The following is a 24635-nucleotide window of genomic DNA, read 5'->3' on the forward strand; positions in this document are numbered from 1 at the left end:
CACAAGCGAAGAACTACATCTTAAACCAACGCTTGAACATGAGCTTCGTCGTATCTTTGTTCATTTCTGCAATGGATGTCGTCAACGGAATCTCTTTCGGACAGGAGCGAACACAGTTCTGCGAGTTCCCGCAGCCTTCGATACCGCCGTCGTCAAGCAGTGCCTCCAAGCGCTCATCCTGATTCATCTCCCCCGTCGGATGCGCATTGAACAGCCGCACCTGGGAAATGGGAGCAGGTCCGATGAAGCTCGTCTTGTCGTTAACGTTCGGACAAGCCTCTAGACAGACACCGCACGTCATGCACTTGGACAGTTCATACGCCCACTGGCGCTTCGTCTCCGCCATGCGCGGTCCGGGACCGAGATCATACGTGCCGTCAATCGGAATCCAAGCCTTAACCCGTTTCAGAGCATCGAACATACGCTCACGGTTAATAACGAGGTCGCGCACGATTGGGAACGTCTTCATCGGTGCCAGAGAAATCGGCTGCTCCAGCTTATCGACGAGCGCGGTGCAAGCCTGTCTCGGCTTTCCATTAATGACCATGGAGCATGCGCCGCACACTTCCTCCAAGCAGTTCGACTCCCAGCACACTGGAGATGTATCCTTGCCGCCTGAATTGATCGGATTGCGTTGAATTTCCATAAGCGCGCTAATGACGTTCATGTTCGGACGATACGGAATTTCGAACTCCTCGGTATACGGCTGCGCGTCCGGAGCGTCCTGACGCGTGACAATGAACTTGATCTTTTTAGATTGAGCCACAGCTTCCGCCATCGTTATTCTCCTTTCTTCTTATCTTTCTGCTTATCCGTCGTGTAGTCGCGCTTGCGCGGCTCGATCAACGATACGTCTATATCTTCATAGCTGATTTGCGGGCCATCCGGCGTCCATGTCGCAATCGTCGACTTCATGAACTGCTCGTCGTTACGCTCAAGGAAATCCGGCTTGTAGTGCGCGCCGCGGCTTTCGTCGCGAAGCAGAGCGCCCAGCGTCATAGCTTCCGCTAATTCGATCATGTTCCACAGCTGGCGCGTGAAGGTTACGCCTTGGTTGCTCCAACGGGCGGTATCCGTCATGTTGATGTTATTGTAGCGCTGCTTCAGCTCTTTAATCTTATGAATCGTCTCTTCCAGCTTGTGATTATAACGGACAACAGTCATGTTGTTCGTCATCCATTCACCAAGCTCTTTATGGAGCACGTACGCATTCTCTGTACCGTTCATGCTTAACAGGCTTTCATATTTATTCGTTCTCAGCTTCGCCTCGCGTTCAAATACGCTAGAAGCGACATCTTCGGCTGACTTATCGAGACCACGAATATATTCCACCGCTTTCGGGCCGGCAACCATGCCGCCAAAGATGGCCGACAGCAAGGAGTTAGCACCAAGACGGTTCGCACCGTGATATTGATATTCGCATTCTCCTGCGGCGAACAACCCTTTAATGTTGGTCATTTGGTTATAATCGACCCACATGCCGCCCATCGAATAGTGAACGGCCGGGAATATTTTCATCGGAATTTTGCGTGGGTCGTCGCCCATAAATTTCTCATAGATTTCAATAATGCCGCCTAGCTTCACATCCAGCTCTTTCGGATCTTTATGGGACAGATCCAGGTACACCATGTTCTCCCCGTTAATGCCCAGCTTCAAATCTACGCAGACGTGGAAGATTTCACGGGTTGCGATATCACGCGGCACCAAGTTCCCGTAAGCCGGGTACTTCTCTTCGAGGAAATACCATGGCTTGCCATCTTTATAAGTCCAGATGCGTCCGCCTTCTCCACGCGCCGACTCTGACATCAAGCGCAGCTTGTCATCGCCCGGAATCGCCGTCGGGTGAATCTGAATGAATTCTCCATTCGCATAACGCACCCCTTGTTGATATACCGCACTCGCCGCTGTTCCTGTATTAATGACAGAGTTCGTTGTTTTCCCGAAAATAATGCCAGGGCCGCCAGTCGCCAGAATGACCGCATCCGCCACGAATGACTTAATATCCATCGAGCGCAGATCCTGAGCGGTAATGCCTCGGCAAATCTCTTCATCATCAATGATAGCGGACAGGAACTCCCAGTGCTCATACTTCGTCACGAGTCCTGCCGCTTCCCAACGCCGCACCTGCTCGTCAAGCGCGTACAACAGCTGTTGGCCTGTCGTCGCGCCCGCAAACGCTGTCCGGTGGTATTGCGTGCCCCCGAAACGGCGGAAATCAAGCAAGCCTTCGGAGGTCCGGCTGAACATAACCCCCATGCGATCCATCAAGTGGATAATGCCCGGCGCCGCTTCGCACATTGCCTTGACCGGGGGCTGGTTCGCCAAGAAGTCACCGCCGTACACGGTATCGTCAAAATGCTCCCAAGGCGAGTCTCCTTCCCCCTTCGTGTTCACCGCACCGTTAATGCCGCCCTGTGCGCAGACAGAGTGAGAACGTTTCACTGGAACTAAAGAAAAAAGGTCGACGTGAACGCCTGCTTCCGCTGCTTTAACTGCTGCCATCAGCCCAGCCAGGCCCCCGCCGACGACGATAATGTTCTGTTTAGCCACTTTGCGCCACTCTCCCTTAACCGATGATGGTAACTAACGAATGTATCGCTGCTGCAGATGCTTCGAACTCTTTCCCCCGGAAGGCGAACAGCGCAAGCACGAACAGCGTGGACATGAGCACGAACAGGCCCATGCAAATTTTAGCAGAAATGGCTTGTGAGCGCGGTCCGACCGTGATACCCCAACTGACCAGGAACGCCCACATGCCGTTCGCAAAGTGATACGATGCCGCAACGACTCCAATCAGATAGATGATGAACATCATTGGCTGCGTAACGATGCTGTTCATATGAGAGCCGAGCTCTTCATGGGTAATGTTGCCTAGCGCCACCTGCACCCTCGTCTCGTAAACGTGCCATGTCACGAAGATAAACGTGATCACACCGGTAATGCGCTGCATCAGAAAAGCGACATTACGTCCATAATTGTAATTCCCCACATTGTTGCGGGCCGTGTATGCGATATACAGGCCGTACACACCGTGATACAGAAGCGGAAGCCAAATGAAGAACATTTCCATGAAAAACACCAGCGGCAAACCGTTGATTAATGCGACTTTGTCTTGGAACGATTCCCTTCCGCCCTCGTATGCGGAGTAGTTGGATATCATGTGAGTAATAAGAAAGAACCCAAGCGGGATAACCCCTAGAAGCGAGTGCAACTTCCGCGAGTAAAAATAACCTCGTTTCATAAGCGTGCCGTTTCCCCTTTCCATTTTGCATCCATGTAGATTTTGGTAATGAAACATCCTCATTTTACCTGTGCCTGTCGAAAGCGTCAACATTTTGTCACTTTTTTATCAGGGCTGCAAAACCCTGTTGTTGCTTCCTTCGACAGCGCTCATGCGTAGCCCTTGTAACCGCTTCCTCGTAATGTGAACAACTTGTGACACTTCCATGTTACTCCTTTTTTGCTTATAATGGAATTGCAATATTATTATAATTTTTATAACTAAATCGCATAAGTGTGAGATCATTGACAATTTGCATTTTCATATTATTTATGAAATGGGAGGTCTCAGAATATGTTGGATTTGTTAGAGTCCTTTGCATCGGTCGTCGAGTTGACCAGTCTGAATCAAGCATCCAAACGGCTAAACATATCTCAGCCTGCTCTGTCCCGCCAGATTGCGAAGCTCGAAGCGGAGCTCGGTGTCGATTTGTTTATTCGGAACGGCAAACGGCTCGAACTGACGCGCGTCGGCCAGGTTACTTATGAATTCGCGCTTGACATCCGCAACCGCCAGCTCGATTTCTTGAAGTCTATCGCCGATTACAAGGCGGAAGGACATGCTACCGTCACGATAGGCGCCAGCTTAACGACACTGCAGACGACGCTGCCGCTGTTTGTTTCCTTATTTGTGAAAAAGCATCCGGAAGCTAACGTAAAAGCCGTAACAGGCAAGACCCACGAAATTGTCTCTCAGGTACGCGAGCAATCGGTTGATCTAGGGCTCGTAGCTGATGCCATACGTGAACCAGGCCTCATATGCATCCCGCTGTTTGCAGACCATTTGCAGCTGGTGCTGCCGCAAAATCATGACTTGGCAGACTGCCGCGACTGGTCGATGGCCCGCTTGAACGGCTTGCCGATGCTGCTGTTCTCCAAAGGCTCCTGGTACCGCAAGCTCATCGACGATCTGTTCCGCCGCTATCGCATCATGCCGGATATCCGGATGGAGATCGATTCATTCGAGGCGATCGTGCGGCTGCTGTCGACGAGCCATGCCGCTGCACTGCTGCCGAAGTCGTATCTGCGCTCAGAATGGCTGCAGGACAATAAATTGGTCGCCATTCATTTAAAAGAGCTGAAGCAAACCGAACGCATCACTTCTATTGTATACGCCGAGCAAGCCGCCTTAAGCCATGCGGCCAAACGGTTCATTGAAGAAACGACGCAGGCGGCGACGACATGGAATCACATTTTCAAGAAGGAATAATGTCATTTGCTGTCGAAATTGAAATAGAAAAAGAAAAAAGTAAACTTTGCTAATCTAGGGGTTTTCAGGAGGATGATGTTAGATGGATGTATGCAACCGTTGTGGGGAGAAGTTGGATGAGCATGAGCCCCACACCTGCTCCAAGGAGGCAGCCTTAAGCGGCACTTCCGATCAGAAGGAATCGGCAGTCCGCCAAGAAATCGCCAGTCACCGGGAGACAGCCGCCGCTGCTGGAGCGATGGACGCTTCGGCACCTTATGCGGCTCCGGGCCAAGTGCCTAACCAACCATTGGACGCGAATGGTTCCAATTCGTACGGCGGGGCTTCATTCGGAGCCAAGCGCGAATCAGCTTTTGATATGAAGCGCGTCGTTCAATTGATGAAGCATCCGACGGAAGCCTCTGCTCTACAGCCAGCCTCCGACTGGCTGTACGGCGTCATTGCAGTGGCGGCTTCGGCAATTGGCTTCGCCTTGTTCGCTTTTAGCATATTTAGCGGTCTCATGTCCATGCTTAATCCTTTCGGCGCTTATCTAAACGCAGGTGAGTCTATCGGTTTATTTATCAAGCTCGTCTTGCTTTACATTATTACGCTCGCCGCCTTGTTCGGCGCGCTCTGGCTCGTCAGCCGCTGGAAGGGCGTGCAGCGTTCGGACGTGAAGACGTTCCTCGTCCGTTTGGCTGCGATGCAAATGCCCTACGGTCCGGCCTACTTGGTCGCCTTCCTCATGATGCTCATCAGCTTCACTTCCCTGTCGCTCGCGATCGCGGGCATCGTCTGGTTCACCTCCGTCATCATGACGGTATCCGAGACGATGGAGCAGGCGGAAGTGACGCGCGACAACCGGTTTTTGTACGTCGCAAGCAGCATCGCCCTTTACTTCGTGCTGCTGCTCATTTTAACGAAGATTTTTCTGTAACAGCTGCCTTGCCGGCAGACGGTTGCAATGGCAAGCTGCAGGCAAGAGGCGTTATCGCGCCTCTTGCTTTTTTTATTTTCAGAAACTATAGTTAGTCACATGAGTAATGAACCAATGCGGTCATGAAATAATGCTTGCCCGCGCATGCGGCGTGGAGTAAGTACGATAACCGGACGAAACGAGGTGAATCCATTGCTGTTGGATGAGTCCAAATCGATCTATCTGCAAATCGCCGACATGATTGCAAATGACATATTGATCGGTGCCGTAGAGGAAGAAGGCCAAGTGCCTTCCACCAATCAATTCGCCAAAGTGCTGCAAATCAATCCAGCCACGGCTGCCAAAGGTATTAATTTGCTTGTAGACGAAGGCATATTGTACAAGAAAAGAGGTGTGGGAATGTTCGTGCGCCAAGGAGCGAAGCGTCTCGTGCGCGAGAAACGCCGCGCCCAGTTCGCAGAGGTCGAGCTGCCGCGCATTCTTCAGGAAGCGAGAGCATTGGAAATTGACAAGCAAGAGCTTGCCAACATGATTTTGAAAATACAGGAGTGACAGCTTGTGAATCCCATAGACAAATAAAACGCCGCCCGCTTAACTCCGTCAATGGACGGGCAAACAGGCGGCGTGTTCTTTATTTTTTCAACATAATCGCTTCTTCGAAATCCTCAATTTGATTGTTGGTTCCGATCATGACCATAATGTCCCGCTCATCTAGGACAGCCTCGGCCGACGGGGCGATAATGATGCCTTCCGGCTTGTTGAGCGCGACGATGCTGCAGCCGAATCTGGCCCGCGGGTTCAATTCCTTCAGCGACATCCCCTGCATGCAGCCGGGTACACTGAGCTCAGCAATCGTATACTCCTTCGACAGCTCGATATAATCGAGCAAATTCGGAGACACAAGCTGATGGGCAACGCGGATTCCCATGTCTCGTTCGGGATAAATAACCCGATCTACGTCAAGCCGCTCAAGCACGCGGCCATGCAGGTCAGACAGCGCCTTGGCGACTACCTTCTTTACGCCAAGCTCCTTCATCTGAATACTGACCAGGATGCTCGTCTGGATGTCATCGCCAATCGCAACAATGGCGCAATCAAAGTTGCGAATGCCGAGCGAGCGGAGCACATCTTCATCCGTCGCATCCGCCACGACGGCATGGGTCACCATGCCCGTCATGTCCGCAACTACCTCTTCATCTTTATCGATGCCCAGCACTTGATGTCCTAGTCTGACTAGTTCCTTGGCAAGGCTCGATCCGAATCGTCCCATCCCGACTACTGCAAACTGCTGCAACTCCATAATAGCTATTAACTCCTTCATCCATTACTATTCTCTATTTACCCTATCGTAATCTTGCCTTCCGGATGGCGGTACAGTTCCCGCTCGCTCTTCGGTCCGAGCGCATAGGCCAGCGTTATCGGCCCCAATCGTCCGGCAAACATCGTCAAACATAGAAGCACCTTGCCGAAATCGGTCAAATCCGTCGTTAAGCCCATTGTCAAGCCGACCGTGCCGAAGGCGGACGTCGTCTCGAACAAAATCATAAGGAACGGATGGTCCTCTGTCGTCGATAATATCATCGAGACCATAATGACCAGGAATAACGCCAACAAGGTCAACGTAACGGCTTTGAATATTCTGTCCTTCGCCAAGCGATAGCGATAGATGACGATATCCTCTTTTCCCCGAATCATCGTAATGACCGCGCCGACAAGAATGGCGAACGTCGTTGTCTTGATCCCTCCCCCGGTTGAACCGGGCGAAGCCCCGATAAACATCAGTATGATCATAAAAAACTGGGAAGCTTGGCGCATAGCGCCGATATCAATGGTATTCGCGCCGGCCGTACGCGGGCTGACAGACTGGAACAAAGACGCCCAGAACTGCTCCCACCCGCTTAAACCGGCGAGCGTGCGTGTATTGGTAAATTCAAAAATGAATATAACGACTGTGCCGATAACAATAAGAAGTCCGGTCATTGTCAAAACAATCTTCGTATGCAGCGACAATTTGCGGGTACGGCGATAATCCACTACATCGGACAATACGATAAAGCCAATCCCACCGAGTACGATGAGCAACATAGCCACCGTATTAATGACCGGATCTCCTACATAGCTCGTTAAGCTGGAGAACGGTCCGTACACCGAACCGAACAGGTCGAATCCGGCATTGTTGAACAATGACACCGCATGGAATATCCCGAAATAAATGGCTTGTCCGAGTGGCAGGTCGAACGCCCAACGCGTCGCAAACAGAATGGCGGCGGCTCCTTCGATACAGAAGGCAAACAGCAGCACCTTGCGGATAAGGCGGACAATTCCCTCCATGCTGCCTTGATTAAGCGCTTCTTGTAAAATAAGACGTTCCTTTAACGAAATTCTTTTTTTAAAAGCAAGCGCGAACAACGTCGCCATCGTCATGAAGCCAAGCCCGCCGACTTGAATGAGCAGCATAATGACCACTTGCCCGAACACCGTAAAGTTGGTGCCTGTATCGACCACAACTAGCCCGGTCACGCAGGTTGCTGATGTTGCTGTGAAAAACGCATCAACAAAAGACAGCGGCTGTCCGTTGGAATTTGATATCGGCAGCATAAGCAGAAATGCGCCTAATAAAATAATTAATGCAAATCCAACGACAAGTATGCGTGACGGCGTTAAATGTAAAATCCTGTTTTTCCTTGAAAGCTTCAAGGGGGTGTCACCTCTTTTTGTCCACGAAAAAAAGCACTGGAAATCCAATGCTATCGCTGGTATCCTGACGCACTTGCCTACGAGGTTAGCTGACGGATTCGGGCACGTTCAGGCTGCCCTATTCGCAGACGGTTCTTATGACCCGTCATACGCGAAATTCACCCCATTAATCGGTTCCCCCGCTTTCGTACATTGACGAAACTCGGCATGTATGCAATTCATAACGAGATTATATACGTTTCCCTACTCGCGCACAAAGTCAAAGATCGAACAAATTCAGTTGAATAGGCTGAAAAATAACGTTAAATAGCGCTTACAAAACCCCATTTTCTTGAAATGTATCGAGAACTCTTTCATTATCAAGGCGTAGCTTCATTCCTCTGCTGGACTTTACACAAATGAAGTGGATACAATAATAAAAGAGAACTGCGTATATACGACTAAATGGAGGAAAAAAGATGTCTTTTACCCATCAAGCACACCATGATGCTCATAATCAGGCTGCACCTTCTTATTACATAACCAAGCCTTTACTTATTGCTTCCATTGTTGGGTTCATAGTGTTTCTCACCGTGCAGGTTATTATTCCCTTACTGCAATTCGAGGTGAGCCCGGAGGAAGGCGCACAGGTCTCAATGATTACGAAGACGGAGGCGGCCGACAAGGCGATTCAGTACATGAAGCAGCAGTCTTGGCGATCCGAACTGACGCTGCGAAGTGCTGACCCGACAGTCGTGTATCAGACGGATTCCACGCTGGCTGGATATATCAGCAAGGAACGTTTGACGGAAGCCTTCCAGCCTTGGAGCCGCAAGGCTCCGTATGATAGGTATCAAGTCCTGCTCTCCGTTGTACGCGGAGGCCGCCCTGATGTGTTGAGCATCGATGTCAACATGACGAACGGCCAGATTATCGGCTTCAATTTCACCGGACGCCCGGCAACTGCCGCGGATGACTCCGTCGTCTCCCGAACGTTAGACTATCGCGCCGTGGCGGAACAGACCATAAAACAATTGGGCTGGTCATCATCCGAGTTGAACATTCAGCAAGAAAGCTTGAACAGCAAGGACGAAATACGGTTCACGGTGCCCAAAGCCAAAGTTGGCGGCGCAACGCTTGACTTCGTCGTACACTTTCACAACAACGACGTCGTCACAGCCAAGCCAGTATGGGAGGTGCCGCTAAGCTATAAAACAGAGGAATTGCAGCAGACCGCCACCGCTTCGTCCATTTATAAAATTGGTTATACATGGATGTCGTTGCTGCTCAGCATTCTCGCGCTCGTCGCGTGCATTCGTTACCGCAAGCTTATCCGATTCCGCTCCGGTACGATAATCACACTGTCCATCGTCTCATGCGGAATCTCCCTGCTTCATATCTGGAACCTGCTGCCTGGCCTCATCTCGCTTCAATTCGGGGTGCCTGCCGCACAGATCCGTATGGAGTACGCTTTGATCGTCCAAGGCGGAATTACAGTGCTTCAGGGAGTGGTGCTCTATTTCTCCTTGCTAGCAGGCACACGCTTGTGGGATCAGTCTAAGCATCGGCGCTTGATGCCAACCTGGAGCAGTCCGGAGTTCGGTACGGTGCTGCCCCGTGCCTTCTGGCTCGGCACGGTCTATGCAGGGCTCTTGCTTGGAGTGCAGACGTTTATCTTCGCCGCCTTGGAGACGGGATTTGGCGCATGGTCGACGACAGATGCATCACAGTCTCCGCTTAACTTGAGGCTGCCGGCGCTATATCCTCTGCTCGCTTGGATGGCTGCGATATCGGAAGAAGGCGTCTATCGCTGGTTCGGCACGGGACTGTTGCAGCGCTGGGTGAGAAATCCATGGATAGCTGGTCTCATCCCGACGCTCATCTGGGCTTTCGGACATGTCACTTATCCGATATTCCCGTTCTACTCCCGGCCGGTTGAACTGTTGATTATGGGTTTTATATTCTTGTACATCATGCTGAGGCACGGCTTCTGGACGGCATTGTTCGCCCACCTCATGCTGGATAATTTGTTGATGAGCATGTCTTACTTACTGGGAGGAACCGTGTCTGGCTCGGCGCTCGGCGCGCTATACTTGATACTGCCGGTGCTGATTATATACGGCTTAAAGAATCTTCATCAACGCAAAGTGAACATGTTACCCATGTCATAGAGCAAAACAAGCGGAGGTTGCTGCGGTCTCGTTATGGGATCTGATAAATGACACTTATGCGAACGTGAAGAAAGTGATTTTTGAGCATAGCGGACATAATCCGATGTTTGAGGAGCCTACTTTTGACAATCTAATAGCCGAATGGATGGGCGAGGGAAAGTAACTCTACAAAAACGTAAATAAGGGGAAACCTATGGCTTCCCCTGAAAAGTTTATAAATTCTACGATTTTAAATTAACACGTTTGAATGCTTCTGCTTGCTGTTTAATACCAACCTCTGTGGCAAACCGTTCAATACTTGAAGCACCGAAAAATCCATCCACACCTACGGTGTTGTCGAAAATATATTGAGCATCTTCCGGATCAGCAATCGGACCGCCATGACAAATGACCATAATATCTGGATTTACAGATTTGCCCGCATCGGTAATAGCTTGGATTTTCTTGGCGCAATCCTCAAGAGTCAATGCGGTTTTCGCGCCAATTGTTCCTTTTGTTGTCAAGCCCATGTGCGCTACCAAAATATCCGCACCCGCTTTAGCCATTTTAATAGCTTGTTCTTCATCAAATACATATGGGGTAGTAAGCAAATCAAGCTCGTGTGCTTTCCGAATCATATCAACCTCTAAATCATAGCCCATCCCGGTTTCTTCAAGGTTCGCTCTAAAGACGCCATCAATCAAGCCAACGGTCGGAAAATTTTGCACGCCTGCAAACCCTTGTTCTTTTAACTGCTTCAAGAAAACTTCCATCATTCTGAAAGGGTCTGTACCGCACACGCCTGCAAGCACTGGAGTATGCTTCACAACTGGCAATACTTCCGCTCCCATATCTACAACGATTTGGTTAGCATCCCCATAAGGCAATAATCCTGCAAGCGATCCCCGGCCAGCCATTCTATATCTTCCCGAGTTGTAAATAATGATTAAATCTACTCCGCCCGCTTCACCGCTTTTTGCAGAAATCCCCGTACCTGCTCCGGCTCCTAGAATCATTTCACCTTTAGCTACATGTTCTTTCAATTGGTTTATGATTTCTTGACGAGTTTGTTTCATTTTGCTTCCTCCTCATTTCTCTATTTCTGCATCAATTCGATTAACTTTTTAGCTGCCGCTAAAGCGAAATGTTTATCATTGATGTCATAGTCCAATTCAATGAGCTCTACGGCGTTTTGGTCAATATTATTTCTTAGCGTATCAAATAAGGCGCGATCCTCTTCTGCTCCATAGAAAGGCTGTCCTTCCACATCCAGCCCGGAAACACCCTTTAAAGGCAGCATTAATGCGGTTGGAGAGGTCGCCTTATTTAATTTTCCGGATATGATCTTGCCTAATTCTTTATTTTCTTGAACCGTCGTTCTCATTAAAGTCACGGTCGGGTTATGCTTGTAAAAAGTTCTATCCTGGAATTTCTCCGGCACCGTGTCAAACGGCCCGAAGTTGACCATATCCAATGCTCCTGTCGAAACAACTTGAGGCACACCAGAGCGCCCGGCTGCCTCGAGCCGATGCGGTCCTGCATTCAACACACCGCCTACCAGTTCATCACACCATTCTGTTGTGGTGAGATCCAACACGCCATCGAAGAAATTAGATTCAATTAATCTTTCCATCGTTTTGCCGCCAGTACCTGTTGCATGGAACACAATCACTTCATACCCATGTGCCTCCAAGTACTCCCTAGCCTGATTGACGCAAGGGGTTGTAAGCCCAAACATGGTAGCGGCTATAAGCGGTTTTTTTTCAACTTTATAATCGACCTCATATTTCACCATGCCTGCAATCGCAAGGGCTGCATTGGTAAAGATTTTCGTTGAAATCGAGTTCAGCCCCGATACATCGACGATAGATGGATACATCATAATATCGCTAGTCCCTACATACTGCGAGACGTTCCCGGAAGCGACGGTAGACACCATTATTTTCGGCACACCTATTGGCAGCGCTCTCATTCCTGGCGTTACAATGGATGTGCCGCCGGTACCGCCAAAGGAGATGATTCCGTCGAATTTTCCTTCCGCATATAGTCTGGGAATTAGTTTTTCCATACCTTTTGCAAGAATTTCCGTTGCTAAAGATCTGTCTTTTTTGGAGGCGATTTCACGAATATCTGCATGAACTTCCTTGGCTACTTCCTCATTCGAAATATCTGGGACGAACATGGGCTCGAATACTCCACTGTGGATGGTAAGCGTATTCAACCCAAGACCTTGCAGAATATCTTTCACAAAAGAAAATTCTTTTCCTTTGGAGTCAAATGTTCCGACTATCGCAACTGTTTTCAATATAATGACCTCCTCGTAAAAGTGGAAGTATGAAGGACTACTAAGCCGGCTTACAATTCAAGTATAGTGTTTTATGTTTGATGATTCATGTAGATTTGTATGGTGTTTATGTGTTTTTGTACTGTCGTTGATACTCTCGTGGGGAAAGCCCCGTTTGTTTCTTGAACGTTTTACTAAAATGGGCGTAGTCATTATATCCCACAAGTTCGGAAACTTCAGATAACTCGATATGATTCTGTTTCATTAACTCCGTTGCTTTATTGATTCGAAACCTTGTTACATACTCAGGAAACGTACATCCAACTTCTTTTTTGAACAAATAACTTAAATACGTCCTTGAAATATGAGCTACCAAAGCCAGTTCTGCAAAAGAAATCTCATTCATGTAATTCGCAGCTACATACTCTTTAACGAATTGAACATAATCATAGTGCTTGGTCACACCCTCAAGCATTTTATGAAGGAGCTTGTCATGTTCAGTAAGTCCAACCTCCTTGAAATCGATAGCCGTTTTCGTAATCGCTGCTTCAGAAGGTATTCGTTCAAATGAAGAACCGCCCAAATACCCTACAGCTTCTGTATTATCATACATATACTTCACATCGGAAGGTGTATTGACTGGACCGCCATAGATCATCTTCAATACATCGGGATTTATTTCATCACAAGCACGAAAAATATCTCTCGCCATCTCTGCAGCAGCTTTTAAGGATAAAACTTTTTTCGCGCCCAAAATACCGCCTTTTGTAAAACCTAAATGAGCGCAAATGATATCCGCGCCAGCAGCAGCCATGTCTCGTGCCTGCTCTTGGTCAAACACAAAAGCAATCGAAAACAGATCTTTCTCATTCGCTATTCTGATCGCCTTAACTTCTGTTTCAAAACAATTCCCCTCTTCCTTCAAAGCCTCACCAAATTGCCCGTTCATTAATCCTACGGTTGGATAGTTATTTATTCCAGAAAAGCCCTTCATACGAATGGTTTCCATATAATCTTCTAAGTTAATGGTTGGATCAGTCGCACAGAGTCCAAAGATGACAGGAACGTCTCTTACGATAGGAATAATCTCTCTAGAGCCAAATTCCATAACTAGCTCGTTGCTGTTAGCAAATGGCAGTAATCCTCCAAGAGAGCTCAATCCCATCTGTCTAAAACGTCCTGAGTTCAAGGCTAAAATGAAATCAGCTCCGCCCTTTACCGCATATTTCGCTGTAATGCCTGCTCCAGACGCTACGCCAATAATATGTCCATTTGTTTTTATTTGTGCTTTTAGCTGATTCCTTATTGTATCGCGATCAAAATACACGAAAACACACCCTTTCGGACCCTCTCTCGAGGTAAAAATCCATCTAAACCTGAAAGCAGCTTTGCAGGAAGTTCCCCACAAAGCTGCCTTTGCTCACTTATTCTCTGCTCTTTTCTTCGTACGGATCATCATCCGCAACAGCCTCGTGCTGTTCTTCCTCGTCCCGCAGCGAGGACAATATCGTTCTCGCCAGCTTCTCGCCGATACCAACCTGACGGAAATCCTCGACCGCAGCCTCGCGTATTTTCTTCAAGGAACCGAAATGCTTCAGCAGCATCTTCCGGCGCTTCTCGCCGATGCCGGGAATGGAATCGAGCGCAGACGTAACCATCGATTTCGCCCGCCGCTCCCGGTGGAACGTAATGGCAAAGCGGTGCACTTCATCCTGAATGCGCTGCAGCAAATAGAACTCTTGGCTGTCGCGTCCAAGCGGAACGACTTCCGGCGGATCGCCAGCCATCAGCTGCGCCGTCTTATGCTTGTTGTCCTTCACCAAGCCGCATACCGGAATGGCTAAGCCCAGCTCGTTCTCGAGTACGTCCAAGGCGGCTGACATTTGGCCTTTGCCACCGTCAACCACGATCATATCAGGCTGCTCCAGCTGTTCCTTCAGCACCCGTTCATACCGTCTGCGAATCACTTCGCGCATCGTCTCATAATCGTCCGGACCTTGAACTGTCCGTACCTTGTACTTGCGGTATTCTTTCTTGGCCGGCTTGCCGTCGATAAATACGACCATCGCTGAGACCGGATCAGACCCTTGGATGTTCGAGTTATCAAACGCTTCGATGCGGCGTGCTGAGCCGATGCCAAGCGCAGCGCCGAGCCGTTCGGCCGCCCCCAGCGTCCGTTCCTCGCTGCGTTCAAGCAGCTTGAATTTCTCATCCAGCGTGACACGGGCATTCTCTATCGCCATGCCGATCATTTGCTTCTTCAAGCCTCGCTTAGGAATGTGAACCTTTACTTTCAGCCATTCCTGCAGTGCATCCGCGCCTGCTTTATTCTCCTCCGACACTTCAACATCAGTCACTGGCATAAGCGATTCACTAGGCTCCGCAGCATCCACGGACTCCTCGGTTTCGACCGGATCGGGGTTCGGAAGCAGAATTTCCCTTGGGAGCGCCGGGTTTTCGCTGTAATACTGCGTAACGAAGGACATGAAATCGTCGTACGCTTCGCCGTAAAACGGAAATTTCGTCGCATGGCGCTCGATCATTTTGCCTTGGCGGACATATAAAATCTGAACGCACATCCAGCCTTTGTCTACGGCAAAACCGAACACGTCCCGATCCAATTGATCCGCCGTGTTAATATTTTGCTTCTCCATTATGGCTTGAATCGACATCAGTTGATCACGGAACTCTTTCGCCCGCTCGAACTGCAGCTCCTCTGCCGCTTCTTCCATTTTGCGACGCAGCTCTTTTTTAATTTCTTCATGACCGCCGCTCAAAAACTTGGAAATTTCCTGCACCATATCTTCGTACTCAGATTCGGTCACCTCATACTCACACGGCGCCAAGCATTGGCCGATATGGTAATACAAGCACACCCGATCTGGCATTGTGCTGCATTTGCGCAGCGGATACAAGCGATCGAGCAGCTTCTTCGTTTGTTGGGCGGCAAAGCCGTTCGGATAGGGTCCGAAATATTTGGCCTTATCCTTCAACACGCGCCGTGTCACTTCAAGCCGCGGATGGCGCTCATTCGTAATTTTTATATATGGAAACGTCTTGTCGTCTTTCAGCAACACATTATAACGAGGATGATGCTTCTTGATAAGGTTGCATTCCAATATAAGAGCTTCCATGTTGCTGGAAGTGACGATATATTCGAAGTCGCGAATTTCAGATACTAAGCGCTGCGTCTTGCCGTCATGGCTGCCGGAGAAGTAGGACCGGACCCGGTTCTTCAACACCTTCGCCTTGCCGACATAAATGATCGTGCCTTCCCGGTTCTTCATCAAATAACAACCTGGCTGATCCGGCAGCAGCGCAAGCTTGTTGTGGATGCGCTCTAATGATTGTCCCCGCTCGGTAAGCTCTTCCGGTGTCATTTCCGTTTCCTCTTCCGGAGCATAGCGTTCGTTCCAGCGCTCTTTCCAGCGCTCGGCACGCCAATTGGATTGATTCATATCACTGTCGCTCATCGTCCTCCCCCCTCTCTCGTTACTTTTCTATTCTCTATTGTATACGAGCACAAGCAGAAGAAAAAGCCCTCCCGAATCGGGAAGGCTTGGCAGCATAACGCTAGGTAGTGCCGTTGCTTTACAAATTACAAAAGGAACAACCGGATACGGGTTGTCCTCCGTAGCGCAAATCTTTATTGATGCTTGCCAACCAAGTTCTTCAGTGCATCCTTGGAATTCACACCAACCACTTTATCTACAGGCTGGCCATCTTTGAATACGATGATGGTAGGGATGCTCATAACGCCAAAGCGGGACGCGGATTCTGGATTCTCATCCACGTTTACTTTTGCAATCGTCGCTTGGCTGCTGATTTCGCCGTCCAATTCATCCAAGATAGGAGCTAACATTTTACAAGGACCGCACCAAGGCGCCCAGAAATCGACCAATACAACGCCTTCTTGACCTTCAACTTCAGTCTTGAACGTCTGGTCGGATACGTTAACGATAGCCATAATAAGGTTCCTCCTTTATGGTGAAAAGCTTGCAATCTGAGTCAACATGTAAAGTATACCACAGTTCGCTGTTTTATGTGAAATTGAACGGGATTTTTGTTCCCATTTTGTCACACGATAAGGAAGGCCCGCTCTTTACAGTCCTGCCGCAGTTCGATATACTATAAGCGGATAATTGGGTTAAAATACCTGTCTATGCTGTGATGTGCATCATAGCATTAAGACACGACAGATGGGAGGACCCGCAATGGAAGCAAGAAGCATCGACCCGCGCCAACATGTGAACGAAGAACCACGCAACGATTTTTCAGATTTGATGTTCGGGTTCGGCGCCATGACCGGATTTATGTTCGTCGTCTTTTTCGGCATGGTGATTGTGAAGTTCATCCTCTCGTAGCGCTCATTCACCGTTCTGAAGCACGACGGGCGACTTGTCTTCGCTGATATAAGCCCAACGCGAACAAAGTCCGGCCCGCTTTATAGCGGCCGGACTTTGTTTCGTGTTGCTGGCATGGTGCAAGAACTGTACGGTTATTTCTCTACAGACGAACCCACACGTACCCGAGCCACGTATGAACTTGGCCCCACTTCTGGCCCTTTGCGTCCGTTTCTGTCCGTTCCACGTATATCGTTTGCGCTTCCAGTGAGCCAATGGACTCACCGCCGACTGCACGGTAAAAGACAATGCTTTTGGTCAGGTCCACGCGGATTTCCGGCTCCTTCACGGAAACGACCGTTTGTTCCGGAACTGCCGGCTCTTCGATGTCGGTAGTCGTTTGCGCCTCATCCGCCGTCCCCGTAACTTCACTCGTAACGGATGTGCTCGCTGCATCGGAAGCAGCCGCTGTCTGAGCGGAAGCAGGCAATGCCCACGCGCCGACCATCAATGCCGCCATCAAGCCGCAAATCATTTGCTTGCGTAAAAATTTCGAATTCACAATAATTCCTCCCTGTTGAAAAAACATACTGCCTTTACATTATACATGGAGGCTGTAATTTTTTGTAACGCACATCCATATGCAAATATTGTAATTACGAATCTGCTTGGCCCCGCTTATTTCTTCCATCCACTTGAACAACATTCACAAACGGGCGGATGCGATTCATCAATCGTTCGGCTTTATGAATGTCCTCACCCTCGCGCGTATAGCTGAAATGCTTCAATAGCGCGTCCATATCGTAGTTCGACGTATAGAAGGTCGGCTTGCGATTCATGCGGTAATTCAAGATGGAACCGAGAACGTGATCGCGAACCCACGGCGTTATGTTCTCTGCCCCAATATCATCAAATACGAGCAAATCCGTATCCTTCATCATTTCGATCGTATCGCGCAGCCTCTGCGGCTCCTGGAACATCGATTTCAGCTCTTCCACGAACTCCGGCATATATACGATGACTCCCGTACAATCGGCGCGTGCGAGCTCATATAAGATGTAGCTCATCAGAAACGTCTTGCCCGTGCCGAATGGACCGACCAAATAGAGACCGTGCGGCTGCAAGCCGTTTTTCTTCGTGTGCTCGATATATTCAATGATCGCCAAGACGGCATCGCTGCGCTCGATATCGTTCTCCAAAATTTCCGAAGCCGAGTATCCTTGCTTCAACGCCGTTTCATCCACATAGAAGGAACGTACTCGATTCTGAATGGATTGCTGCCGTTCAAAGGAAATGAGCTTCTTGCACGGCACTTTGCGATCGTAGACGAGCGCATGGTCATTCACCGTCTCGGCACTCAGCTTCGTATAATGGCCGCGGAAGTCATTAGGGCAGTTCTCTAAGCCCGGACATTGCATGCAGCGTCGATATTCCGTCACATACTGGTACAATTTATTCAAATTAATGCGAAGGCTGCGGTCATCCAGCTCGGGATACTTCGTTCGGAATTGAACGATGAGCGGGTCATTCAACAGCTCCGTCATTTTCTGTTCTGCTTGTGCTCTCCGGCTGCTAACCGGCAGCTGCTTCAATATGTCCCCGATAGATTCCATTCGCTACACCTCCACATTCTTATATCCACACAGCTACTCGCGCTATACTCTTCCTTCGTCCAAGCGCCGTGCCAGATCCCGCGCGCGCTGCAGCTCCTCGGGAGTAAGCTTGGCGCCGCCGGTTCCCGTGCGCTGAACGACTGGAATCGCTGGTTTGGCCGTCTTGTTGTACCGGCTGCGCGAACGCGGTGACTTCGCAGAATCTGAACCGCCTGTACGGGATCGGTCCGCATCATTCACTTGAGCTTGCTGTCGAATATACATGACCGCCTGCTCGTAAGTGCCCACCTGCTTCACGAGCATGTTCGACACGATTGCCTCGACAAAATTCCGGTTCAACCGTTGTTCCGCTCCTTGGACGAGCATCGTCATTAAATAATGAATAAGGACATTAATCACTTCGTCCGACATCTTATAATTCAGGTCCATTTTGGTAAACATATCAAGGAATGAATCTGGAACGGCACCCGGGAAAAACTTCTCCAACATCAGTGTATACGGCGTATTGCGAAGCATCATATTGTATTGGTGAACATCGCACTTGTCGCGGAATTGCGGCGGAACCTCAACATAGAACTCCATTTGCACCGCCACTTCCTGTTCGTGTGCTTCCTCCGGCTGCGAGCTCTGTTCGATCCGGCTCTGTTCCCGCTCCCGCCATTCACTGCGCCGCTTATTTTGGCGAAAATGCAAATGGGCGCGATGCTGCATCTCTTCGAGCGCAATGGAACCCTCTGCAGTGAACACCCCATCTTCATCCAATAGACGGCACGTCTCCTGCAGCGTGAGCTCGAACTTCCGCACCACATAATTAATCATGCCCATTCCCTCTTTGTCATAGCGCAGCTGCTCTACGAATCTACGATTTAGCGATTGCTTCGGAAAGCGGGTAATAATGTCGGCATAATTCAAATCCTGTGCGTCCGGCTTCTGAGCGAACTGGGCAGACTGCGCCGAACGGCTCGGTGCGACCTCTTGCAGCGCTTGTTCCAGTTCAAAATCGATCACTTGCGTATTCAAACGGAACAGCTCGTAGAAAGGAACGGATATATCTTCCCTCTGCGCATCCCATGAGGCAAGATCGAACGGCTCGCTTGTGCAGAACTGCTCCCTTAACGAGAGGACAGCATATTTCCCCACCTTATCCCGCAACAGCAGCGTTAAATGCTGTGTCTCAAAAAAATCATTAGGTGATAGTGGAGGCTGCAGCTCGTATTCGTACAAGCATTCGTCCATATCCGGCAGCATGATGCGCGAGGTCTGCAGCAGTCCGACTGCTTCCAGCTTGGAGGTCTGCTCGACAAAATACGTTCTTCCCTTCTCGCTCGGTTCCAATCCAAGCAGCATAAATAGACGCCGCTGCGCGTCAATGCCAGAGTATCCGGTCCGATCGGCTGCAACGTGCTGATGCAGAAGATGATACATTCCGATTGCGAATGCTCCGACCATCGGTTGATACACATGGGAAAGCATCTTCAGATCCAATTCGCTCAAGCTGAATTCCCGGTAAGTCACATACCGATGGTGTTCCGTAAAATGGTGCATATTTGACATCCGCATCGTATTCTCTCCTTCTCCTCCCGAACAAATCATGTTTTCCTATTGTATCATAAAAAGAGCCGACCCGTCCGACAAAATCGTGGTAACTGCGGACGGTACCGACTCATAGATTTGCTATCAACAAATGCGTTTAAGACTGGATCAGCAACGCATATATCGCTTGTGGTTCCGCCAGTGTCTGCGCATCCTGCAACACATCACCCGGCCTCGATCCGCTATATCGCTTACCGTCATCATGGAGCGGAATTAGATTCCACTCACAACTGTCGGCGCCGTTCCAACAATTCCGCATATCGGCGCTCCAACTCCTCGACCGCATCATCCTTGCGCGGAGCCGACAATCGGGCTAGCAGCTCTGCCCATTCGAGCTCCAGCTTCATGCGCTCTTCCGCGGACAATGACAGGACGCTATCCGATTGAACCTCCGCTGCGGAAGCAGCCTCGGGGCTGCGCTCACCGTTCGCATTCAACCGCAGCCGCTCGCGCAGCGCTTCGATCGTCAGCCAATCCAACGTGCCGTTGTTGAACACGATGGCATGCGTAGCCGTCCGATCCATTAACGTGCGGTCATGTGTGGCAAAGACAAGCGTGCCGGGATACGCCTTCAGCACTCGCTCCAACTCTTCGCGTGTGTCGATATCTAAATAGTTCGTCGGCTCATCCAATAACAGCACGTTCGCTTCGCTCATGAACATTTTGGCAAGCTGCGTCTTCACCTTCTCGCCGCCGCTCAATTGCCATACCGGCTTCAAGGCGTCGTCCCGGCGCAGCCGAAGCCGCGCCAACGTCGTACGTACAGAAGTCTGATCATAAGCGCTCGACTTCAGGACATTATCAAGCACGCTCTCTTGCAAGTTCAAGGCGTACAGCTTCTGATCGTAATACGCAATGCGGGCGCTCGGCGCGTAACGGATCACCCCAGCTCCCTCCGCATGCCGCTCCGTATCCTGCCCGTGGGCTTCGTACGCCTCCAATAAGCGGCGAAGCAGCGTGGTCTTCCCCGCTCCATTCGGCCCGATTAGCGCTACTCGCATGTGCGGCCGTATGCGAAAGGCCCCGTCACGCACCAATTCGCGCTCCTCTACGCTGAGCCGAAGCCCCTGCGCTTCTAGCGCACTCTTGCTTCGAAGCGGCGCATGGCAATTCGCGTCGAACAGCACCGGCGCAAGCTCGAACGGCTGCTCGACGACCTTCAACTGCTCCAGCCGTTTCTCCATCGCTTTGACCGTCTTCTCGACCTTCGACTGTTTGCGGTTAAAATGCGGACGAGCCGAACGAATCTCCTTGCTCGTCAATCCTTTCTTGGGCCTAGGCTTTCCGACCTTATGGGCGTGTGTCTTCTTCTCCACTATCGCCTCCTGCAATCGCTGCCGCTCCGCCACATAATTCTCGTAGGCACGCTGTCGTTCGGTCCGCAGCCGCTCCTTCTCTCTGCGGTAATCCTCATAGCCTCCGCTATAGATATGAACCGCTTCATTCTCCACTTCCCATATTCTCGTAGCGACACGGTTCAGAAGCGTCCGATCATGGGAAATGAAGAGCAGCGTCCCGTTCCGTGCATAATCGATGAGGCGTTCCTCCAGCCACTCCAAGCCCTCTACATCCAGATGGCTTGTTGGCTCATCGAGCAGCAACAGCTCCGCTCCGCCGTTCGCCGCTTCGTTCAGACGGCGCTTCGTCCGTTCACCGCCGCTGAGTGTCACTTCCTCCGCCTCTTCTTCCCTCACATCGTCAAGCTGCGGCACGAAGGATGAGGAGACGTCGCATTTCACATAGCCTGCGTCCGGCTCAAGTATTCCTGCCAGCATTCGCAGGAGCGTAGTCTTGCCCACCCCGTTCGCTCCGATTAGACCGATGCGCTCGCCCGCATAAACGCGCAGCGGGTCCTGTAATCGGAACAGGCGGCGGTCGCCGACGTAGGCAGCAAGTTGATGCGCCTCCATGACAAGGCGCCCGGACACCTCCGGCGTCTTCGTTGTATATCTTTCATTCATAAAAAAACCTCCCTGGTTTACCCAGAGAGGATAGCGTTTCACGGCAATAAGCTTGCAGAAATTGCACAATAGAGAGAATGGGAGCACCTCATCGCCGGACGCCAAAGGAATCATCTGTCGCTGACGCGAAAGATGCCGCTAAGCAGCTTACGACGCATATCCATTCGTACAAGAATGAACATACGAGGAGCCACCGGCTTTATGTCCGCTGAATGTGCGGTTCACCTTCTCAATCGTTCTGCATGCTTATATATAACGGCCGATACAACCTGCTAAATGGGCAGATCTATCCTCTCTGAACGTACATTTTGAAATCATAATGCTGTCAAAATGATTCGCTGAGTTCGGATTAGTTGTCCATCGCGGTGTGTACCTTGCCCTTTCATTCAGAATCAACTTGCATCTGTTGATGCAATCATGTTTATTGTATTCGATCGCAATCGTTATTGTCAAAATGCATTTACGGGCAGAGGGGCGATGCAATCCGATAGAATGACATGCACCCCTGGCTGCGGTTGCTTCGCGGCCGCGACCATCCCTTCCGCGACCACACTTGCCGGAATGGCGCGATACTGCTTCAAGGGCCCGAGCTTGAAGATGGGATCCAGGAGGCGCATGGCAATCGCACCCCATTGCTCACCGGTACGGCGTTCATTCCGATCGCCCAGCAAGAGCGAAGGCCGGAAGAAATAGATGCTGTCATATGGCAGACCGGAGAGCGCCGCTTCCACTTCGCCCTTCGTACGGCTGTAGAACACGTTCGAACGCGGATCCGCCCCCATGGCTGTAATGACGTACATTCGTTTGGCGCCAGCCTCTGCAGCCAGCTTAGCTGCTTCCAGCGGGTATTCGTAATCAACGCGGCGGAACGCTTCGCGCGACTTCGCTTTCTTTATCGTCGTTCCTAAGCAGCAGAACAGCTCATCCACACCCAAGAATGACTGTCTGGATGCCTCCAACTGGTCATAGTTCACGACATGCCATTCCAGCTTCGCATGCTCGAACCAAGACGCCTCGCCTTGCTCTGGCATACGGCGCACAAGCGCAATCAGCTTGTGAACTTGTGCATCCTCCGCGAGCTTGCGCACCAATTCCCGCCCTACCAGCCCCGTTGCTCCAACCACTAGAGCCGTTCGCCCCTTTTGAGCGTTCATCGTTGTCGCCACCTCACCCTTCTCATCTTTAAATAAAGAAAGGAACCCATCCCATTCATAGATGCGTCCCCCCTTTTTTGACTCTTCCATTCACAGTGCACACTCAATTTCTAGAACATCTGGTAGCCGCTCTTGCGCAAGAAATAAATCGTCTTCCCGCTAATGTAAGCTCCGGCCAACCCGGCCACCGCCGTCAAATAATCGACTACCCCGAAGCTCGCGACATTTTCCAGGAAGGTATTGTCCTGCTTCCACAGCATAATAACGGTAGCTGGCAGCACAATCACAATATAGAAGCCGATCGGAAACCAAGTCGTCTTCATCAACATATTGAGAATGAAACCGATACCGAACATCATGACAAAGAAGAGCACCATCAAAATGATGACCATAATCCAGCCCATCTGTAATCATCCCCCTGTATCCATCTGCAGGTCTATTTTCGCCACTCAATTATCCATAATTCGCTAATTTGCTGAATAGTCTTAGTGTACTTGTACACTTGTGAAAAATCAACGAACATTCAGTGACATTCGTCACGTCGAAGTTGCTCATATGATAACAAATGAGCTACAATGGCTTTGAGTAATGGCTAATCGTATCGATTGTGTTTAACAATCTTTTAGAGGTTATTCAAAAAGGTCCCTATGACCTTTTTGAATACGTACTTTATTAAATAACGGAGGATAACGACATGAATGAAGCGGCATTAACGCTAGACGGTTGGTATGCGCTCCATGATTTCCGCACGATCAACTGGACACAGTGGAAGAAAGCTGACGATGAAGAGCGCGCTCATGCGCTGGAAGAGCTTCATGCGCTGTGGTCCAATTGGACCCAGACAGAGAATGACAAGAAGGGCAGCACGGCGGTATACAGCATTGTTGGCCAGAAAGCAGACTTCGTCATTTTCCATCTGCGTGAAACGTTAGAAGAGCTCAACGAGCTGGAAAATGAATTGAACAAAACGTCCTTTGCCCAATATACGACTCCTACCTACTCTTATGTAAGTATTGTCGAACTGAGCAATTACTTGGCGAAGCCGGGTTCCACGGAAGATCCGATGGATAATCCGGAAGTCATCGCCCGGCTTAAGCCGATTCTGCCGAAGAGCAAGCACATCTGCTTCTATCCGATGAACAAGAAGCGTGATTTGGCGGATAACTGGTACATGCTGTCGATGGAGGACCGCCGCGCGATGATGCGCAGCCACGGCATGATTGGCCGCAGCTACGCGGGGAAAGTGAAGCAAATCATTTCCGGTTCCATAGGCTTGGACGATTGGGAGTGGGGAGTAACACTCTTTAGTGATGATGCGCTGCAGTTCAAAAAGCTGATTTATGAAATGCGTTTCGATGAAGTAAGCGCGCGCTTCGGCGAATTCGGTTCCTTCTACGTTGGGAATTTGCTCACACCGGACAAGCTGAACGAAATGATGAAGTAAGTTGTAGTT

23 protein-coding genes and 1 riboswitch are annotated in these 24635 nt (G+C 50.1%); of the genes, 6 read left to right on the forward strand and 17 right to left on the reverse strand.

What is annotated here, in order from left to right; genetic code table 11:
* Positions 1-13 precede the first annotated feature (13 nt).
* From sdhB to A372_RS0125270, 3 genes are read right to left on the reverse strand one after another with little or no spacing between them, the layout of a single operon-like run.
* Positions 14-778 carry a succinate dehydrogenase iron-sulfur subunit gene (sdhB, locus tag A372_RS0125260; protein ID WP_019423707.1) on the reverse strand — a complete coding sequence of 255 codons (765 nt, stop codon included), beginning with the start codon at positions 776-778 and terminating at the stop codon, positions 14-16.
* Between the two features lie 2 nt (positions 779-780).
* Positions 781-2550, reverse strand: coding sequence for a succinate dehydrogenase flavoprotein subunit (gene sdhA, locus A372_RS0125265; RefSeq protein WP_019423708.1), 1770 nt, complete (start codon positions 2548-2550; stop codon positions 781-783).
* A gap of 16 nt (positions 2551-2566) precedes the next feature.
* Complete coding sequence (locus tag A372_RS0125270) at positions 2567-3241, reverse strand: succinate dehydrogenase cytochrome b558 subunit (protein WP_026011285.1); 675 nt, start codon at positions 3239-3241, stop codon at positions 2567-2569.
* Between the two features lie 333 nt (positions 3242-3574).
* Between A372_RS0125270 and A372_RS0125275 the strand changes: the two genes are divergently transcribed.
* From A372_RS0125275 to A372_RS0125285, 3 genes are all read left to right on the forward strand, one after another.
* On the forward strand, positions 3575-4489 hold the full coding sequence (locus A372_RS0125275) for a LysR family transcriptional regulator (protein WP_019423710.1): 915 nt from the start codon (positions 3575-3577) through the stop codon (positions 4487-4489).
* 82 nt (positions 4490-4571) lie between these two features.
* Entirely contained in the window at positions 4572-5408 is an 837-nt protein-coding gene (locus A372_RS0125280) for a hypothetical protein (RefSeq protein ID WP_019423711.1), read from the forward strand.
* 192 nt (positions 5409-5600) lie between these two features.
* On the forward strand, positions 5601-5960 hold the full coding sequence (locus A372_RS0125285; protein WP_019423712.1) for a GntR family transcriptional regulator: 360 nt from the start codon (positions 5601-5603) through the stop codon (positions 5958-5960).
* A gap of 79 nt (positions 5961-6039) precedes the next feature.
* Here A372_RS0125285 and A372_RS0125290 read toward each other — a convergent pair whose 3' ends face one another.
* The gene (locus A372_RS0125290; RefSeq protein WP_019423713.1) at positions 6040-6708 is read right to left on the reverse strand and encodes a potassium channel family protein; all 669 of its coding nucleotides are present in this window, start codon (positions 6706-6708) and stop codon (positions 6040-6042) included.
* 38 nt (positions 6709-6746) lie between these two features.
* On the reverse strand, positions 6747-8105 hold the full coding sequence (locus A372_RS0125295; RefSeq protein WP_019423714.1) for a TrkH family potassium uptake protein: 1359 nt from the start codon (positions 8103-8105) through the stop codon (positions 6747-6749).
* A 59-nt stretch (positions 8106-8164) separates the two neighbouring features.
* Positions 8165-8323, reverse strand: a riboswitch (cyclic di-AMP (ydaO/yuaA leader).
* A gap of 240 nt (positions 8324-8563) precedes the next feature.
* Here A372_RS0125295 and A372_RS0125300 point away from each other — a divergent pair.
* On the forward strand, positions 8564-10255 hold the full coding sequence (locus A372_RS0125300) for a CPBP family intramembrane glutamic endopeptidase (RefSeq protein ID WP_019423715.1): 1692 nt from the start codon (positions 8564-8566) through the stop codon (positions 10253-10255).
* 221 nt (positions 10256-10476) lie between these two features.
* On the opposite strand, the gene A372_RS0125305 is transcribed toward A372_RS0125300, so the two are convergent.
* From A372_RS0125305 to trxA, 5 genes are all read right to left on the reverse strand, one after another.
* Positions 10477-11310 (reverse strand): phosphoenolpyruvate hydrolase family protein, encoded by an 834-nt coding sequence (locus A372_RS0125305; RefSeq protein ID WP_019423716.1) that lies wholly within the window; start codon positions 11308-11310, stop codon positions 10477-10479.
* 20 nt (positions 11311-11330) lie between these two features.
* Positions 11331-12539: a Tm-1-like ATP-binding domain-containing protein gene (locus A372_RS0125310; protein WP_019423717.1), complete on the reverse strand. Its 1209-nt coding sequence runs from the start codon at positions 12537-12539 to the stop codon at positions 11331-11333.
* Positions 12540-12645: 106 nt separating this feature from the next.
* Positions 12646-13845: a phosphoenolpyruvate hydrolase family protein gene (locus A372_RS0125315; protein WP_019423718.1), complete on the reverse strand. Its 1200-nt coding sequence runs from the start codon at positions 13843-13845 to the stop codon at positions 12646-12648.
* 97 nt (positions 13846-13942) lie between these two features.
* A complete protein-coding gene (gene uvrC / locus A372_RS0125320) occupies positions 13943-15991 on the reverse strand; it encodes an excinuclease ABC subunit UvrC (protein WP_019423719.1) in 2049 nt (682 codons plus the stop codon).
* A 173-nt stretch (positions 15992-16164) separates the two neighbouring features.
* Complete coding sequence (gene trxA, locus A372_RS0125325; RefSeq protein WP_019423720.1) at positions 16165-16485, reverse strand: thioredoxin; 321 nt, start codon at positions 16483-16485, stop codon at positions 16165-16167.
* A 247-nt stretch (positions 16486-16732) separates the two neighbouring features.
* Between trxA and A372_RS36960 the strand changes: the two genes are divergently transcribed.
* Entirely contained in the window at positions 16733-16882 is a 150-nt protein-coding gene (locus tag A372_RS36960; protein ID WP_019423721.1) for a hypothetical protein, read from the forward strand.
* A 142-nt stretch (positions 16883-17024) separates the two neighbouring features.
* On the opposite strand, the gene A372_RS0125335 is transcribed toward A372_RS36960, so the two are convergent.
* The 7 genes from A372_RS0125335 to A372_RS0125360 form a co-directional block, all read right to left on the reverse strand.
* Positions 17025-17423, reverse strand: coding sequence for a hypothetical protein (locus A372_RS0125335; RefSeq protein ID WP_019423722.1), 399 nt, complete (start codon positions 17421-17423; stop codon positions 17025-17027).
* Between the two features lie 94 nt (positions 17424-17517).
* Entirely contained in the window at positions 17518-18474 is a 957-nt protein-coding gene (dnaI, locus tag A372_RS0125340) for a primosomal protein DnaI (protein ID WP_019423723.1), read from the reverse strand.
* Between the two features lie 42 nt (positions 18475-18516).
* Positions 18517-20034 carry a DnaD domain protein gene (locus A372_RS0125345; protein WP_019423724.1) on the reverse strand — a complete coding sequence of 506 codons (1518 nt, stop codon included), beginning with the start codon at positions 20032-20034 and terminating at the stop codon, positions 18517-18519.
* Positions 20035-20164: 130 nt separating this feature from the next.
* The gene (locus A372_RS37650) at positions 20165-20326 is read right to left on the reverse strand and encodes a hypothetical protein (protein ID WP_157259718.1); all 162 of its coding nucleotides are present in this window, start codon (positions 20324-20326) and stop codon (positions 20165-20167) included.
* On the reverse strand, positions 20292-22028 hold the full coding sequence (abc-f, locus tag A372_RS0125350; protein ID WP_019423725.1) for a ribosomal protection-like ABC-F family protein: 1737 nt from the start codon (positions 22026-22028) through the stop codon (positions 20292-20294). The genes A372_RS37650 and abc-f overlap by 35 nt, the downstream gene beginning before the upstream one ends.
* 449 nt (positions 22029-22477) lie before the next feature.
* Positions 22478-23182: an NAD(P)H-binding protein gene (locus A372_RS0125355; protein WP_019423726.1), complete on the reverse strand. Its 705-nt coding sequence runs from the start codon at positions 23180-23182 to the stop codon at positions 22478-22480.
* A gap of 110 nt (positions 23183-23292) precedes the next feature.
* Positions 23293-23586: a YuiB family protein gene (locus A372_RS0125360; RefSeq protein WP_019423727.1), complete on the reverse strand. Its 294-nt coding sequence runs from the start codon at positions 23584-23586 to the stop codon at positions 23293-23295.
* A 290-nt stretch (positions 23587-23876) separates the two neighbouring features.
* Between A372_RS0125360 and hemQ the strand changes: the two genes are divergently transcribed.
* Complete coding sequence (gene hemQ, locus A372_RS0125365) at positions 23877-24626, forward strand: hydrogen peroxide-dependent heme synthase (protein ID WP_019423728.1); 750 nt, start codon at positions 23877-23879, stop codon at positions 24624-24626.
* Positions 24627-24635 lie beyond the last annotated feature (9 nt).

It is taken from the genome of Paenibacillus sp. OSY-SE, assembly GCF_000283315.1.
Taxonomy (GTDB): Bacteria; Bacillota; Bacilli; order Paenibacillales; family Paenibacillaceae; genus Paenibacillus_B; species Paenibacillus_B profundus.